12 protein-coding genes are annotated in these 14,897 nt (G+C 72.4%); 6 read left to right on the top strand and 6 right to left on the bottom strand.

Features of this window, described 5'->3' with window-relative positions; genetic code table 11:
• Positions 1-152: 152 nt before the first annotated feature.
• The 4 genes from AB0G63_RS09990 to AB0G63_RS09975 all read left to right on the top strand — a co-directional run bounded on the left by AB0G63_RS09990 (position 153) and on the right by AB0G63_RS09975 (position 4,602).
• Positions 153-905, top strand: coding sequence for a response regulator transcription factor (locus tag AB0G63_RS09990; protein ID WP_360747095.1), 753 nt, complete (start codon positions 153-155; stop codon positions 903-905).
• On the top strand, positions 895-2,715 hold the full coding sequence (locus tag AB0G63_RS09985) for a HAMP domain-containing sensor histidine kinase (RefSeq protein ID WP_360747093.1): 1,821 nt from the start codon (positions 895-897) through the stop codon (positions 2,713-2,715). Before AB0G63_RS09990 ends, AB0G63_RS09985 begins: the two co-directional genes overlap by 11 nt.
• A 106-nt stretch (positions 2,716-2,821) precedes the next feature.
• Positions 2,822-3,487, top strand: coding sequence for a nicotinamide riboside transporter PnuC (gene pnuC, locus AB0G63_RS09980; protein ID WP_360747090.1), 666 nt, complete (start codon positions 2,822-2,824; stop codon positions 3,485-3,487).
• A complete protein-coding gene (locus AB0G63_RS09975; RefSeq protein ID WP_360747087.1) occupies positions 3,484-4,602 on the top strand; it encodes an AAA family ATPase in 1,119 nt (372 codons plus the stop codon). The genes pnuC and AB0G63_RS09975 overlap by 4 nt, the downstream gene beginning before the upstream one ends.
• 180 nt (positions 4,603-4,782) lie before the next feature.
• On the opposite strand, the gene AB0G63_RS09970 is transcribed toward AB0G63_RS09975, so the two are convergent.
• The 5 genes from AB0G63_RS09970 to AB0G63_RS09950 form a co-directional block, all read right to left on the bottom strand.
• On the bottom strand, positions 4,783-6,225 hold the full coding sequence (locus tag AB0G63_RS09970) for an SLC13 family permease (RefSeq protein ID WP_360747085.1): 1,443 nt from the start codon (positions 6,223-6,225) through the stop codon (positions 4,783-4,785).
• The gene (locus AB0G63_RS09965) at positions 6,222-7,148 is read right to left on the bottom strand and encodes an NAD(P)-dependent oxidoreductase (protein WP_360747082.1); all 927 of its coding nucleotides are present in this window, start codon (positions 7,146-7,148) and stop codon (positions 6,222-6,224) included. Before AB0G63_RS09965 ends, AB0G63_RS09970 begins: the two co-directional genes overlap by 4 nt.
• A gap of 352 nt (positions 7,149-7,500) precedes the next feature.
• Positions 7,501-8,364 (bottom strand): class II fructose-bisphosphate aldolase, encoded by an 864-nt coding sequence (locus AB0G63_RS09960; RefSeq protein WP_360747080.1) that lies wholly within the window; start codon positions 8,362-8,364, stop codon positions 7,501-7,503.
• Entirely contained in the window at positions 8,364-9,812 is a 1,449-nt protein-coding gene (locus AB0G63_RS09955) for a four-carbon acid sugar kinase family protein (protein WP_360747078.1), read from the bottom strand. Before AB0G63_RS09955 ends, AB0G63_RS09960 begins: the two co-directional genes overlap by 1 nt.
• Before the next feature lie 43 nt (positions 9,813-9,855).
• Positions 9,856-10,554: a FadR/GntR family transcriptional regulator gene (locus AB0G63_RS09950; protein WP_360747076.1), complete on the bottom strand. Its 699-nt coding sequence runs from the start codon at positions 10,552-10,554 to the stop codon at positions 9,856-9,858.
• Between the two features lie 215 nt (positions 10,555-10,769).
• Here AB0G63_RS09950 and AB0G63_RS09945 point away from each other — a divergent pair, with 215 nt between their 5' ends.
• Positions 10,770-11,174 (top strand): ATP-binding cassette domain-containing protein, encoded by a 405-nt coding sequence (locus AB0G63_RS09945; protein ID WP_360747419.1) that lies wholly within the window; start codon positions 10,770-10,772, stop codon positions 11,172-11,174.
• 252 nt (positions 11,175-11,426) lie between these two features.
• Here AB0G63_RS09945 and AB0G63_RS09940 read toward each other — a convergent pair whose 3' ends face one another.
• Positions 11,427-12,722 carry a hypothetical protein gene (locus tag AB0G63_RS09940; protein ID WP_360747073.1) on the bottom strand — a complete coding sequence of 432 codons (1,296 nt, stop codon included), beginning with the start codon at positions 12,720-12,722 and terminating at the stop codon, positions 11,427-11,429.
• Positions 12,723-13,442: 720 nt separating this feature from the next.
• On the opposite strand from AB0G63_RS09940, the gene AB0G63_RS09935 reads away from it, so the two are divergent.
• A partial coding sequence (locus tag AB0G63_RS09935) for a sugar ABC transporter substrate-binding protein (protein ID WP_360747070.1) occupies positions 13,443-14,897 on the top strand: 1,455 nt, incomplete at its 3' end.

Raw genomic sequence — 14,897 nt, 5'->3', positions numbered from 1 at the left:
AAGTGGCCGCGGGACACTGCTGGGGATGCCGGTGCTCAGATTCCCGGCCGAATGTCAGGAAGTTGTCGGGTTCCTGTCGTGGTCCGGTGTGCCGTGACGACTTGCGTGGCATCCACGGGAGTTGGGCCTTCGCCCTTCCTACGATGGCCGCCATGTGTGCGTATGTTGTGCTCGCCGACGACGACCCCAAACAGGCCGACCTCATCCGCCGTTACCTGGAGAGAGAAGGCCATTCGGTCGTTGTCGTCCACGACGGGCGGGCCGCCCTGGACGAGATCCGGCTGCGGATGCCCGATCTCGTGGTGCTGGACTGGATGATGCCGCGCGTGGACGGCCTGGACGTGTGCCGGGTGCTGCGCAGGGAGTCCGAGGTTCCCGTGCTGATGCTCACCGCGCGCGCGGAGGAGGACGACCTGCTGCTCGCCCTCGACCTGGGCGCCGACGACTACATGACCAAGCCCTGCAGCCCGCGTGAACTGGTGGCCCGCGTCCGTACCCTGCTGAGGCGGGCCGGCCACGCGGCCGCCCCCGGTGCCGGAACCGTCCAGAAGGCCGGACCGGCGTATGTCGTGGGCGCCCTGGTGGTCGACCCCGACCGGTTCGAGGTGCGGGTGGAGGGACGGCTGGTCGACTGCACTCCCGGCGAGTTCCGCGTGCTCGAGGTGCTGGCGTCGGCTCCGGGCCGGGTGTTCACCAGGAAACAGGTGCTGGAGCACCTGCACGGCATCGACCGCTATGTCACGACCCGCACGGTCGACGGGCACGTCATGAACCTGCGCCGCAAGATCGAGCGTGATCCGACCCGGCCCGAGCGGCTGCTCACGGTCTACGGCGTCGGCTACAAGGTCGCCGACGCTCCTTCCGCGGAGGCGTCCGACGGCGGGACCGGTCCCCGTGCGAGGTGACATACCGCTGCGCAGAAGTCTGCGGTCGCGGCTGCTGCTGCTGTCCGCCCTGGTCTCCCTCTGCTCGATCGTCGCGACCGCCTGGCTCGTCGTCAGCCTCACCGCCGTCGCCATCGGACGTCAGCGCGGCCAGGTCCTCGCCGACGACGCACGGATCTACGACGCGCTCGTCGGTTTCGCGGCCACGCACCCGGACTGGGGAGACGTCGGACCGGTGATCCGCGAGCTGTCGCGGCGGACCGGCCGCCGCATCACCCTGACCGACGAGGACCGTCACCTGCTCGCGGATTCCGGGGAAGGAGACCGAAGGCCGGCGCGGTCGCTGCCGTCGACGGCGTCGGCGACCGTCGACGCGTTCGCCGTCGACACCGCGCTCGCGCCCCGCTACGACGGCGCGCCCGCCGACCGCATCGATCCCCGCGCCGTCGGCCCCTTCCGGTTGACCGCCCGGGAAAGGGCCGCTCAGCAGGCCACGGCGTCCCGGGTGGCGAACTGTATGCGCGGGCCCGGAGTGCTGCAGGACGTCAGCGTCGTGCAGCTGCCCAACGGCCGGGAGCAGGTCATGATCGACGGCCGTGCTCTGGACACCGGTGACCGCTGCCGGGTGGACGAACTCCTCCGGCGCACCGACACGGAGCGGAAGGCGCTCGCCCAGCTGGGCCGGCTCGTCAACGGTTGCCTCACCGCCCGTCACGCCCCGCCGGTACAGCTCGCCGACGACCTGACCTGGATCCCGTCGACCGCCCGTGGCACTCCGGACTCACGCGCGGTGACGACCTGCCTCTCCACCGCCCGGCGGGAACAGCTCGACCCCTACGTGGCGCCGGCCGCTCTGCTCTTCACCAGCGGACCCGACCAGAAGATCGCCACCTTCTTCGACCTCTCCGACACCAACCGCGCGCGGATCGCAGGAGTCACCGTCGCCGTGCTGCTGACCACCATGACGGTCACGTTCGTCGCCGGCACGCGCATGGTCAGGCCGCTGCGTGCCCTGACCGGCGCGGCCCGGCGGATGGCCGAGGGCGACGAGAGCGCACACGTCGAGGTGACCGGCGACGACGAGTTCGGCAGACTCGCCGAGGCGTTCAACCTGATGGCGAGCAGGCGCCGCCAGCTGGAGGAGCTGCGACGGGCCCTGGTGAGCGACGTCGCCCACGAACTGCGCACCCCGCTCAGCAACGTACGCGGCTGGCTGGAGGCCGTCGAGGACGGTGTCGTACCCGCGGACGAGAACCTCATCTCCTCGCTGCTGGAGGAGGCGCTGCTCCTGCAGCACATCATCGACGACCTGCGCGACCTCGCGGCGGCGGACGCCGGCGTGCTCAGGCTGCACCCCGAGGGCGTCGACGCGGCCGCCCTGCTCGCCCAGGTCGCCCGCGCCCACCAGGGCAGCGCCGGTTCCGCCGGAGTGCGGCTGCGTGTGCTGTCCGGCGACGAGGGACCCCACCTGTACGCCGATCCCGTGCGGCTGCGCCAGGCGATCGGGAACCTCGTGTCCAACGCCATCCGGCACACGCCCGTCGGCGGCACGGTCACCCTCTGCACCCGGATGAAGGACGACGATGTGGTGTTCAGCGTCGAGGACACCGGATCCGGCATCAGCGGCGAGGACCTGCCCAGGGTCTTCGACCGTTTCTGGCGGGCGGAGAAGTCACGGAGCCGGCAGGGCGGCGGAAGCGGGCTGGGCCTGTCCATCGTCCGCAAGCTCGCCGAGGCGCACGGCGGCACCGTGCACGTGTCGAGCGTGCCCGGGGAGGGCTCGATCTTCTCGCTCAGGCTGCCCGGTCAGCACTCCGGTCCGGTTCCGTGACCCGTCCGGCCGGTTCGCCGGTCCGCCGCCTCGCCGGAAGGGGCTTGGCACGGGACGGCCCCACCCCTTATCGTCATGCTGACACTTACCGGCCGAGGAGCTCTGAATGGCTGTCAGCGACGTCCTGGGCGATATCGTCGCGCCCCTGAACACCGTGCTGTTCGACTTCGGCCGCGACGCGGTGACCTGGGCGGAGCTGCTCGGCTTCGCCACCGGCGCGGCCTGCGTCTGGCTGACCGTCAGAGCCAGGATCGCCAACTTTCCCGTCGGCATCGCCAACAACCTGTTCTTCCTGGTTCTGTTCTGGAGCGCGCAGCTGTACGCCGACGCCGTGCTGCAGGTCGTGTACCTGATGCTGGCCGCCGTCGGCTGGTGGACCTGGCTGCGCGGCGGCGAGCGCCGCTCCGCCCGCCCGATGGGCCATGCCTCCGCGCGCACCCTCGTCGTCCTGCTGCTGCTCGCCGTACCCGCGACCTGGGGCCTGACGGTGGTGCTGACCCGTGCCCAGGACGTCGCACCGTTCTGGGACGCCCTCACCACCGTGCTGTCGCTGGCCGCCCAGTGGCTGCTCAACACCAAGTCCTATGAGAACTGGTACTTCTGGATCGCCGCGGACGTGGTCTACATCCCCCTGTACTTCGCCAAGATGCTCTACCTGACCGGCATCGTCTACGTGCTCTTCCTGACGATGTGCCTGCTCGGACTGCGCGGTTGGCGCCGGGAGCTGGCCGCGGGCCGGCCGGCCGCCGCAGCGGACCCGGTGCGCGCATGACGGCCCCCTTCGACCACGGACTGGTCATCGGCAAGTTCTACCCCCCGCACGCCGGTCACCACTTCCTGGTGCGCACCGCGGCGGACAGCTGCCGTCGCGTCACGGTCGTGGTGATGGCAGCGGACGTGGAGTCGATACCGCTGGCCGACCGGGTCGGCTGGCTGCGCGAAGCGTACGCGGACCGGCCCCGGGTGGCCGTCGCCGGCGTCGTCGACAACATACCGGTGGACTACGAAAGCGACAGCGTCTGGACCCAGCACGTGGCCCTGATGCGTGAGGCGGTCGCCGCCGCGGCCCATGCCGCCGTCCCGGTGGACGCGGTGTTCACCTCGGAGCCGTACGGCGCCGAACTGGCACGCCGGTTCGGCGCGGCGGACGTCCGCCTGGACGTCGCACGTGAGACTTTCGCGGTCTCCGGCACCGCGGTCCGCGGCGACCCGGTGGGCCACTGGGACGCGCTGGAGCCGCCGGTGCGGGCCTGGTTCGCCCGTCGGGTGGTGGTGCTCGGCGCCGAGTCCACCGGCACCACCACGCTCTCCCGCGACCTGGCGGAGGCGCTGCGCAGCCGCGGTGGCCCGCATGCGCTCACCCGGTGGGTGCCCGAGTACGGGCGCGAACTGACCGTCGCCAAGCTCGCGGTGGCCCGCGCGCTGGCCGCCCGCCGCGGCGCTCCGGAACCCACCGTGTTCGACCTGGAATGGAGCGACGCCGACTTCGAGGCCGTCGCCGCCCGCCAGTCGGCCGAGGAGGAACACGCCGCCCGGACCGGCGGGCCCGTGCTGGTCTGCGACACCGACGCACTGGCCACCACCGTCTGGCAGGAGCGCTACGTCGGCCGGACCACCGAGGCGGTGCACCTCCTCGCGGACGCCATGCCGCCCAGGGCGCTGTATCTGCTCACCGGCCATGAGGACGTGCCGTTCCACGACGACGGCCTGCGCGACGGCGAGGAGTTGCGGCCCTGGATGACCGAGCGGTTCCGCAAGGTGCTGTCCGGTCGCGGCGTGCCCTGGCAGGAGGTGCGCGGCGACCGCCCGACGCGGCTGCGACTCGCCCTGGAGGCGGTCGACCGGCTGCTTGACGAAGGCTGGCGGCTGGCCGCCCCGCTCGGCTGAGGCTTCGGGCCTCCGCGTTGCGCGCCCGCCGGTTCGCCGTCCTGTCCGCCCTGTCCGTCCTGTCCGCCCCGTCCGTCCCGTCGTCCCTGCCGAGGCTCTGGGGCGGGTCCGCGCGTGGCGACTGCCCGCCCAGGACCTGGCCGGCCTGGGCGGGCAGTCACCGCGCGTCGGTACGCGTGGTCAGACCAGCGGCCACAGCGCTGCGGTGAGGGCGAAACCGGCGCAGCCCATGACGGTCGTCAGGACGGTCCAGGTGCGCAGGCCCGCCGCGACGTCGAGACCGGCGAGCTTGGTGAACATCCAGTACCCGGCGTCGTTGATGTGGGACAGCGCGAGGGCGCCCGCGCCCATCGCCAGTGCCACCAGGGACAGGTGGCTGGTGGACAGATCGGCGCGGTGCAGCAGCGGGGTGAGGATTCCGGCCGTGGTGATGAGCGCGACCGTCGCCGATCCCTGGGCCGCGCGCAGGGCGAGGGACGTCAGGAAGGCCAGCAGGAGCACGGGCAGCCCGGTGTGCTCCAGGACGTCGGCGATCGCGTCGCCGATGCCGCTGGCGACCAGGACCTTGCCGAAGACGCCGCCCGCGCCCGCCACCAGGATCACCATCGCGACGGGCGGCAGCGCGGAGCCCATCACCTCGGCGATGCGTGACCGGTCCCAGCCGCGGCGGGCGCCCAGGAAGAACCCGCACAGAACGACGTCGATGAGCAGGGCCACCATCGGGGCGCCGAGGACGGTGAGCACGGCGCGCAGGCCGGAGCCCTCGGCGAGGATGTTCTGGCCGATGGTGCCGACGAGGATCAGCAGGATCGGGGTGACGATCAGCGCCAGGACCATGCCGAAGGACGGCGGCCGCACTTCGCTGCCCGAGGACACGGTCCTGTTCAGCACGGCGGTGGCGCGGCCGTCGCCGGAGGGGGCCGAGCCGGTGTCCGCGGGAGCCGGCACGGTGCCGCCGCCGGTCTCCGGTTCGCCGTACACCTCGGCGTGCACCGCGGGGTCCATCGGGTACTCGCGGCGGGTCAGGCGCCGGGAGACGAGGTAGCCGGTCAGGACGACGAGGGCCGTGATGGGGATGCCCATCATGAGCACCAGGCCCTGGCTGGCGCCGATGGCCTCGGCGACGGCGACCGCGCCCGGGTGCGGCGGCAGGAAGGCGTGCACGGTGAGCATCGCGGCGCCCATCGGCAGCGCGTACACCAGCAGCGGCTTGCGGGCGGTACGGGCGACGCCGTACGCGATCGGCATCAGGATGATCAGGCCCACCTCGAAGAAGACCGGAATGCCCAGGACGAACCCGGCGACGGTCAGGGCGAGCGGGGTGCGCCTGGAGCCGAACTTCTCGATGAGGGAGTGGGCGAAGGCATGCGCGCCGCCGGAGAGTTCGATGACGCGGCCGATCATCGCGCCCAGCGCGATGATGGTGGCTATGTGACCCAGCGTGGCGCCCATGCCCTCCTCGATCGTCTTCACCAGGTCGGCGGCGGGCACACCCGCGGCCAGCGCGACGCCGATGCTGACGACCACGAGGGCGACGAAGGGCTGGACCCTGGCTCTGAGGATGAGCAGGAGGAGGGCCGCGACACCGGCGACCGCGATGGTGAGCAGGGCGGTGTGGCTCATCGTCCCTCTCCTTCCGAGGCGTTGGGGGACTTGGGGGACAGGACGGTGACGACGGAGGAGTCGTCGTGGGCACCGAGCCCGGCGTGCTCACCGAGCAGGTAGAGCTGTTCGGCCGCGGCGGCCAGCGGCACGGGGACGTGGGCGTCCTTGGCGATGCCGGTGACGATGCCCATGTCCTTGACGAAGATGTCGAGCCGCGACTTGACCTCGGGACCGGGGCCGTCGCCGTACGTCTGGACCATGCGCGGCCCGCGGTCGGCGAACATGAAGGAGCCGGCGGCCCCGTGCTTGAGACTGTCGACGACCGTGCCCGGGTCCAGCCCGAGGCCGCGGGCGAGGGCGATCGCCTCGGCGGCGGCCGCGATGTGCACGCCGGCCAGCAGCTGGTTGACGGCCTTCATCGCCTGGCCGTCGCCGGGGCGGGGGCCGACGACGGTGAGTGTCGAGGCGAGCAGGTCGAGGACCGGCCGGGCCGTCTTCAGCGCGACGTCCTCGGCCCCGACGACGATCAGCAGATCGCCGTTGCCGGCTCGCACCGGGCCACCGCTGACCGGCGCGTCCACGGTCAGCACGTCGTGCTCGGCGAGCCGTCGGGCGGTGGTGCGTGCCGCCTCGGGGCCCACGGTGCTGGTGAGGATCACCACCGCGCCGGGGCGGAGGGCTTCGGCTGCGCCGTTCTCACCGAACAGCGCGCCCTCGACCTGCGTCTGGTCGCGGACGGCGAGCACGACGACATCGGCGTCACGCGCGGCCTCGGCCGGAGAGGCGGCGTCGCGGGCGCCCTCGGCGGCCAGGGCGGCCCGCCGGTCCTCCGCGATGTCGTAGACGGAGACGGGCAGCTCACCGGCCAGGCGGCGGGCCATGGGAAGTCCCATGGCGCCCAGGCCGATGACGGCCGTTCGGGGACGGGGGTGGGGAGACATCTTCGTACTCCTGAAGAGGTAAGGGGAGAGGAGCGGATTCACTGCCGGAGGCGGGGAGGGTCCGGCAAGGGGAGGGAGTACGCGCGTCGGGGTGCCTGCGAGGGGATGGCGCAGGGCCGGCGACTCCCGGCGGCTCGCGTGGGTGGCGCGACGGGGGCGTGGGGACCCGGGGCTGCTCGCGTGGGTGGCGCGACGGGGGCGTGGGGGCTGTGGGGCCCGGGGCCGCCCGGTGGGTCACGGGACCGGGTGCGGGGGGTTCGGGGCCGTACGGGGTTCTCGCGCCGTACGGCGGTGCTGTCCGGATCGAACTTGGACGTGGGGATGACGACTGGTCAGCGGGGCTGGGCCGGAGTCACCCGGCCCTCCCTTCGGGGGACGGACTCAGACGGCTGATGACCTCCAGGGCGGCGTCCCGGACCGCGTCGCGGCCTGCCGCCCACAGGGAGACGGCGTCGGAGCCGGGCAGGGCGGCCGGGAGGGCCGTGCGGACGGCTTCCAGATAGGCGCGGCGCAGTTCGGCGTTGACGTTGACCTTGGCGACGCCACGCGCGAGGGCTCCGTGCAGTTGCCCGACGGGCAGGCCGCTGGCGCCGTGCAGGACGAGCGGGACCGGGACGGCCTCGTGGATCAAGGCCAGCCGCTCCAGGTCGAGGCGGACGGGGTCCTTGGTGAAGCCGTGGACGTTGCCGACGGCGACGGCGAGCGCGTCCACGCCCGTCGCCTCCACGAACTCGGCCGCCTGCCGTGGGTCGGTCAGCGACGCGGTTTCGGCCACGGCGTCGGTGGAGACGTCCTCGTCGCCCTCCAGGGCACCGAGTTCGGCCTCCACCCAGGCGCCGTGGTCACGAGCCCGCCGTACCGCCTCCTTCGTCAGAGCGATGTTCTCGGCGAACGGCAGGTGGGACCCGTCGACCATGACGGAGGTGTAGCCCGCCTCCAGGCAGACGGTGATCTCGTGCAGATCGCGGCTGTGGTCGAGGTGGACGCCGATGAGGGCGCCGGAGTGTTCGGCGGCGTCCAGAGCCAGCCGCATCAGGGCACGGCGTCCGGCGTGCTTGAACGGACTGGAGCCGGCCTGGACCAGGACGGGGCGCCCGGCGGCCTCGGCCGCTGCCGTGATGCCGCTGACCGTCTCCAGGTTGTAGGCGACGAACCCCGGCACGGCGTGTCCGGTGTGCGCGGCCTGCTTGAGCGCTTCGGTTCCGTGCAGCAGCATCACGCGCTCCTGAGCAGGTCGATCGCGTCGGCGAGGGCGTCGGGGCCGCCGACGTTCCCGGCGAAGACGATGTAGGGAATGCCGGCGGCGGGGCCGTCCACGGCCTCCCAGAGGGAGACGATGCCCGGCAGCAGCGTGCCCCGTGCCCAGGCGCGGCGGATCCGAAGGCCATGGGTGGCGGTGTCACTGGAGGTGATGCCGCCCTTGGCGACGACGAAGGCGGGCAGGCGCCGGGCGGTGACCCGGCGCACGGTCTCCACCAGCGCGGCGGAGACCCGGCGGGAGATCGCCAGACTCTCGTCCGCGTCGGCACCCGCCACCAGCGTGCGCGAGGTGCGGATCACGGCGTCGGCCGAGTCCAGCGCGTCGGCGGCCGCGGCCGCGACCTCGGCGAGATGGGCTTCGCACCGCTCCTCGTCGAGCAGCAGGGCCATGTCGAGTTCGTACTCGATGATCCCGCCGCGCTCCCGCAACCGCCCGAGCTGCCGTGTCGTCAGGGAGACGTGGGACCCCACGGCAATCAGGCCGTGGCGCGCCTGGCTGCGCGACCGGCGCAGTTCGGCGGGGGTGAGCGGGGCCCGCCCGGCCTGGCCCGCGCGGGCCCTGACGAAGGACGGGCCGACCCGGTACAGCAGCCGTGTGCCGTTCTCCTCCGCCTCCGCGAGGGCCAGGGCCAGTACCCGCAGATCGTCGTCGCACACCGCGTCGACCACGGCCGTACGCCCGCCGCGCAGTGCGGACAGCAGCCGTGCCGTGTGTGCCGGCCCGCCCACCCGCAGATCGTCGAGGGTGATGCGCATGACCTCTTCCGCCGGCACGCGCCCGTCCGTCTTCTCCTCGACCCACTCGGGCAGGGCGGAGCTGCGGTAGCCGAAGGTGGCGTCGCGGGCGAACTCGCTTTCACCGACGGGCAGCAGGCCGTCGGGCGTCCGCATCCAGTGGCGGGAGCCGATGGTCAGCCGGCCCGCCTCGATGTAGGCGGGGACCAGCACCACGCCGTCCGCCGCCTTGGCGCCCAGCTCGGTGAGTTCCCGGGCGAGGACGTCGGTCTCCAGGGGGAAGTGGCCGCGCAGGGTCGAGTCGCTGCGGCTGGCTAGGACGTAGTCGGCGCCCTCCGCCTCGGACGCCGCGTGCAGGGCGCGGACCACCTCACGATTGCGGGCGGCGGCGTCCTCGGGCGACAGGCTGCGGGTGTTGGTGAGTACGAAGAAGGCGGCGCTGTCCTGACGCAGTGCCCAGCGCAGATCCTCCACCGTCCAGGAGGTCAGCACGGGCACGTCGGCGACCGTCTGGGTGCCGGTCGGGTCGTCGTCGAGGACGACGAGACGGGGGCCGCCGGAGATACGGGCGGCCACCTCGGTGGCGCTCACCGCGCGGACCGGGGGCAGCCCTTCCAGCACCGCGGCCTCCGCGACGGGGCCGGTCTGGGCATGGCGGGGTAGGGACATGGTGGATTCCTGGTCTGTGACGAAGAGTCGAGCGAGGGGCTGGTCAGTCGAGGTCGCGCTTGATCACATGGGTGCGCAGGTCGTCGGCGGTCTGGTTCATGTGGCCGTCCATGGCGGCCCTGGCGGCATCGGGACTGCCGGACTCGAGCGCGGCGAGCACCCGTTCGTGGTGTGCGATCGCGTTACTGCGGATCTCCGGGACGGCCGAGGTCTCCCGGCGGCCCTCGACGAGCAGCGGGCCGAACGGCTCGAACAGCAGCGGGACGAACAGGTTGCCCGTAGCCCGCATCACCGTGTCGTGGAAGTCGATGTCGGCCTGCACGAACTGCTCCGTGTCGCCGGCGTCGGCGGCCTCGCGCATGACCGTCAGGTGCCGGCGCAGCTCTTCCAGGTCCTCCTCGCTGCGGCGGGAGGCGGCCAGCTCGCACGCGCCGTTCTCGATGAGCCGGCGGGCCTCGATCAACCGCTCCGACAGGGCGCCGCTGGCGGTGCGCGAGGCCGCCCGCACAACCGGTTCCAGGGCGGTCCACCGGTCCGGCGCGTTGACGTAGGTGCCCCGGCCGCGCACCACCCTGACGACGTTCTGGGCCCGCAGATGCTTGACCGCCTCGCGCACGGTCAGGCGGCTGACACCGCTGAGTTCCGAGAGCTCTCCCTCGGGCGGGAGGGCGGAGTCCGGCGGGTACTGGCCGTCGATGATCGCGGTGAGCAGCTGCTCGGCGAGATCGTCCGCGAGCGACATGGTGGGAGCCTTTTCGTTCGGTGATCGCATCTAACCGGTCCATATCTGGCATCAGACATCTGATGTCCATGTGCCGGAAACAATGACACCGGCCGGGAGAGGCGTCAATACCCTGACCGCACGCGATTCGGCGACCGCGGTCGCGGTGACGACGGGATGACCCGGCCTGCCGCCACCGGCACCACGGCCCCGTTCCTCCTGGCGAACTCCCCGCCATCGCTGGGCCGTCCGGGCCGGGCAGGTCGACGCTGCTGCACGTTGTGGCCGCCCTGGACCGGCCGACGACCGGCGTCGTCCGCAGCGCGGGGCATGCGGAGAACGTCGCCACCGGCCTGCTGTACGCGGGTGTCCCCCACCGCAGGCAGGCCCCTCGCGCGGGAGGCGCCGGCCAGGGTGGAGCTGGAACACCGTCACTCCCCGCAGGGCGGCCCGCCGGCCGTCTTCCCCAGCAGATCTCCGGGGGCAAGCGCCGGCGGGTCGCCATCGCGCGCGCCCTGGTCAACAGCCCCGCACTGGTGCCGGCCGACCCTGCTCGGCATCCGGACCCGCGGGCCGCAGGCCGCAGGCCACGCTGTCCGCGCTCGGCGTCTCCATCGGCATCGCGGCCCTCGGCGTGGTGACCGCCGTTCCCGCCTCCAGCCGGCGGGCCCTGACGGACCGGCCGTCCGCGCTCGGTACGAACACGCTGCGCGTCGCCCCGCAGGCGGACAGCGATCCCCCGGCGCCGGGTCCTGGGAGCGGTCGCCGTCGGCGTGGCCGGGGGCTGTACCCCGCCGTACGCGCCTCCCTCCTGACCCCGACGGAGGCGCCGGCCGCCGTCTGAGGCAGGAGGGCAGCCGGGATTTCCGGCCCGTCGCGAAGGGCCGTGGCGCCTAGGCTCCGGGCGTCTCCGCCCGGGCAGCCCTGCCGACGTGCCAGCTGCGGACGACGCCCGCGTGGGCGTCGAGCTGGAGGAGTTCCCCGGTCCGCGGGTCCTGACGGGTGGGCCGGAAGCCGGGAACCGAACCGGTGCGGGCTCCCTCGGCGGGGTCCCAGACGTCCAGTCCGGACTCGCCCGTCGAGAACAGCAGCCCGTCCGCGGCGAAGAAACGGCCGTACGGCCCCGGGAACGCTCCCGCCTCGACGCAGCGCGCGTCGCCCGCGCCGGTGAACTCGTAGACGGTCGCGCCGTTCACCAGCGTCTGCTCGTCGTCCCCGAGGCCGCCGATCGCCAGGCGGTTCTCGCCGAGCCAGGCGAGGGGCCGGTCCCAGTAGTAGTCGCACAGGGCGAGCTGGGACCAGCCGGCCGGTCCCGGCCGCGCGTCCTCGCCGTCGGCCGGCCACGCGGGCAGGTCCCACACCAGCACCGAGCCGACGGGATGCCACTGCCAGGCGTCCGAGGCGATGCGCGTGCCCTCCGGGCTGGGAAGCAGCGCTCCGTGGAAGCAGCTGTTCCACGGGGCGTCCGCAGCGCCCGTCGGTGTCGTCGTCAGGGTCTCGCCCGTCGCCGGATCGCAGACCAAGATCCGGTTCCACCGCTCCCGGTACAGGACGGCCTGGCGCTCGCCGAGGGTGGTGAAGGCGAGCGAGAAGGGAACGGTGTCGCTGTGGTAGCCGTCGTTCTCCAGGCTGCGGGTGACCGTCCCACGGGTCAGATCGATCACCTCGCCGTGCCGCCCGTAGTCGATCACCACGGCGGCGAAACGGCCGTCGGACGAGGCGTGCAGGCGTCGGGTCTGCGAGCGCCCGCACCAGGGTTCCGCGGCGGCGTCCGGGGCGACGGAGCTGCGGCCCACCTCCGCGCAGTCGTCGCCCGGGGCGTCCCAGAGCAGGAGGCGTCCGTCCGCGCAGAGCAGCAGCAGACCCCGCTCCGTGGGGGCGATGTCCACGACCTTGCCGGCGCGCCCGGGGAGGGGCGTGCTGTCCACCGTCGGGTCCAGCGGCCTGGGCGCCTCGACGGTCTCCGGTGCTCCGACCACTCCCAGCACGCTGCCGAGCGCGTCGTCGAAGCACTCCTCGCACACCCGCCCGGCGGCGGCGCCGCCGTCCCGGCAGACCTCGCAGACGTGCTCGGTGCTCAGGCCGGCGCCCGTGTAGCGCAGGAAGTAGTCCGTCGCGGCAGCAGCACGGAGATGTGCGCACAGGGGCGGGCCGTAGGGATGCGCGTCGTGCCCGCAGACAAGGGTCATGGGAGGGAACTCCTGAGAAGAGGTCGTGGTGACGGGGCCGGCCGGACCGGAGACACCCGGGGTCCAGCAAACCGCCCCGTGCCGTGCCGCGTCGGCCCCTCGGCCGCACACGGCCCCGTCGGACAGAACATCACGCTCGAATGTGCACGGAACCGCGCCGGCCGGCCCGGTGCCCGGGGCGGTGTTGCGGGCGTCACAGGGAACGGTCCGAGTCCGCGGCCCTCGGCCGCCGCTGGCGGGCGTGTCGAGCCCGCCGGCCCGCGTCCGGCGGCCGAGGGCGCGTATGCGCCCGCATAGGCCGTATCCGGCCCGGGACCGCGGCTGAGGCCCATCCGGTCCGCCGCCCCGAGAGGCCCGCCCGACCCCTCGTTCAGCCCGTCGAACAGCACCGTTCGGGGCATCACCCCGGCGGCGGGCCATCGGGTACCGGAGGCTCCGGAGCAGCCGGGCAGGCACCGCCCACCACACCCCTCATTCACATGTGCACATTCCCTGAATCGTTTCCGGACAGCGTTCGGCAATCCCGTCCCGTGATCGGCAAAGCCAATCCCCCCAGGCAGGGAGCAACGCCCGAGCCGCCCTCTCGCCCGATAACGGTTCATGTTTGATTCCGTTATCCAGCGATCGAGTGTGTTGACTTTACGAGGAGGTAACAGTCAATGTGTCCGCACCCCGCCACTCCGGGAACGTAGCGGAGCGGCACGCACTCGAGGAGACGCCATGTCACTGCGGACCCATCGCCCTGCGCTTCGCCGCGCCCTGGTGGCCCTTACCGCACTCCCCCTGCTCGCCACCGCGGCGTGCGGCGGCTCCGGCAGCAAGGACAGCGCGTCGGGCGAGCAGGCCAAGTGTGAGAAGAGCGACGGCAAGGTCAAGCTCACGTACTGGTCCTGGATCCCCGGCGTGGACAAGGCGGTGGCCGAGTGGAACCGCCAGAACCCCGACATCCAGGTGACCGTCAAGTCGGTCCCGAACGGCAACGCCGGCACGTACCAGAACATGTCGAACGCCCTGAAGGCGGGCAAGGCCCCCGACCTCGGGCAGATCGAGTACGACTCGCTGGCGAGCTTCCGCCTCCAGGACGGCCTCACCGACATCGCCTCGTGCGCGGGCGTCAAGCAGGCCAAGGGCGACTTCGTCGACTGGACCTGGTCCCAGGTGACCTTCGGCGCCGACGGCAAGGACGGCGTCTGGGCCGTGCCGCAGGACACCGGCCCGATGGCCCTCTTCTACCGCAAGGACCTGTTCAAGAAGTACGGCATATCGGTCCCGAAGACCTGGCAGGAGTACTACGAGGCGGCCAAGAAGCTGAAGAAGGCCGACCCGAAGGCGTACATGACGCACTTCTCGCAGACGGACCCGAACTGGTTCAGCGGTCTGCTGTGGCAGAAGGGCGCGAACATGTTCGGCCAGGACGGCGACACGTGGAAGGTCGACGTCGACAACGCGGCCGCCGGCGAGGTGGCGGACTACTGGCAGAAGATGATCGACGAGAAGCTGGTCGCGACCGACCTGCAGGGCTTCTCCCCGGCGCTCTACAAGGCGTGGAACAACGGCGAGGTGGCGACCTGGGTCAGCGCCGCCTGGGGCTACAGCACCATCCGTGACAACGCCAAGGCGACCGCCGGCAAGTGGGGCGTGGCTCCGATGCCGCAGTGGTCCGCGGGCGAGAACAAGGCCGGCAACTGGGGCGGCTCGACGACGGCGGTCCTCGGCGACAGCAAGCACCCCTACGAGGCGGCGAAGTTCGCGCTGTGGCTGAACACCGACCCGAAGGCGCTGGAGATCCTCAACCGTGAGGGCGGTCTCTACCCCGCGGCCACCGCGGGCCTCGACCTGGCGGCGCTGAAGAAGCCGGTGGACTTCTACGGCGGCCAGAAGATCTTCGACGTCTTCGCGGACGCCGCCAAGAACGTCACCACGGACTGGACCTTCGGCCCGACGATGACGGACACCTACCGCTTCATGGGCGACGGCATCGCCGGAGCGCTGGGCGGCCAGGGCACGCTCAAGGACGCGCTGAAGACGACGGAGACCAAGACGGTGGACTCCCTGGAGAAGCAGTCCCTCAAGGTCGCCACGCCGCCGCGCCCGCCGCGCAGGCGGCCGGGGAGGACGACGACGTCGTGGTGTACCCGGCCTCCGTCCTGCCGGGCGGGCAGGTCACCGTGCACG

It is taken from the genome of Streptomyces sp. NPDC020996 (assembly GCF_040641355.1).
In the GTDB taxonomy this organism is placed as follows: domain Bacteria; phylum Actinomycetota; class Actinomycetes; order Streptomycetales; family Streptomycetaceae; genus Streptomyces.
This window is presented reverse-complemented; position numbering and strand designations above follow the sequence as displayed.

Bases quoted from the DNA above. Each gene is read 5' to 3' on its own strand.
- AB0G63_RS09990 (WP_360747095.1), top strand. From the start codon at position 153: ATGTGTGCGTATGTTGTGCTCGCCGACGACGACCCCAAACAGGCCGAC.
- pnuC (WP_360747090.1), top strand. From the start codon at position 2,822: ATGGCTGTCAGCGACGTCCTGGGCGATATCGTCGCGCCCCTGAACACC.
- AB0G63_RS09975 (WP_360747087.1), top strand. From the start codon at position 3,484: ATGACGGCCCCCTTCGACCACGGACTGGTCATCGGCAAGTTCTACCCC.
- AB0G63_RS09970 (WP_360747085.1), bottom strand. From the start codon at position 6,225: ATGAGCCACACCGCCCTGCTCACCATCGCGGTCGCCGGTGTCGCGGCC.
- AB0G63_RS09965 (WP_360747082.1), bottom strand. From the start codon at position 7,148: ATGTCTCCCCACCCCCGTCCCCGAACGGCCGTCATCGGCCTGGGCGCC.
- AB0G63_RS09960 (WP_360747080.1), bottom strand. From the start codon at position 8,364: ATGCTGCTGCACGGAACCGAAGCGCTCAAGCAGGCCGCGCACACCGGA.
- AB0G63_RS09955 (WP_360747078.1), bottom strand. From the start codon at position 9,812: ATGTCCCTACCCCGCCATGCCCAGACCGGCCCCGTCGCGGAGGCCGCG.
- AB0G63_RS09950 (WP_360747076.1), bottom strand. From the start codon at position 10,554: ATGTCGCTCGCGGACGATCTCGCCGAGCAGCTGCTCACCGCGATCATC.
- AB0G63_RS09940 (WP_360747073.1), bottom strand. From the start codon at position 12,722: ATGACCCTTGTCTGCGGGCACGACGCGCATCCCTACGGCCCGCCCCTG.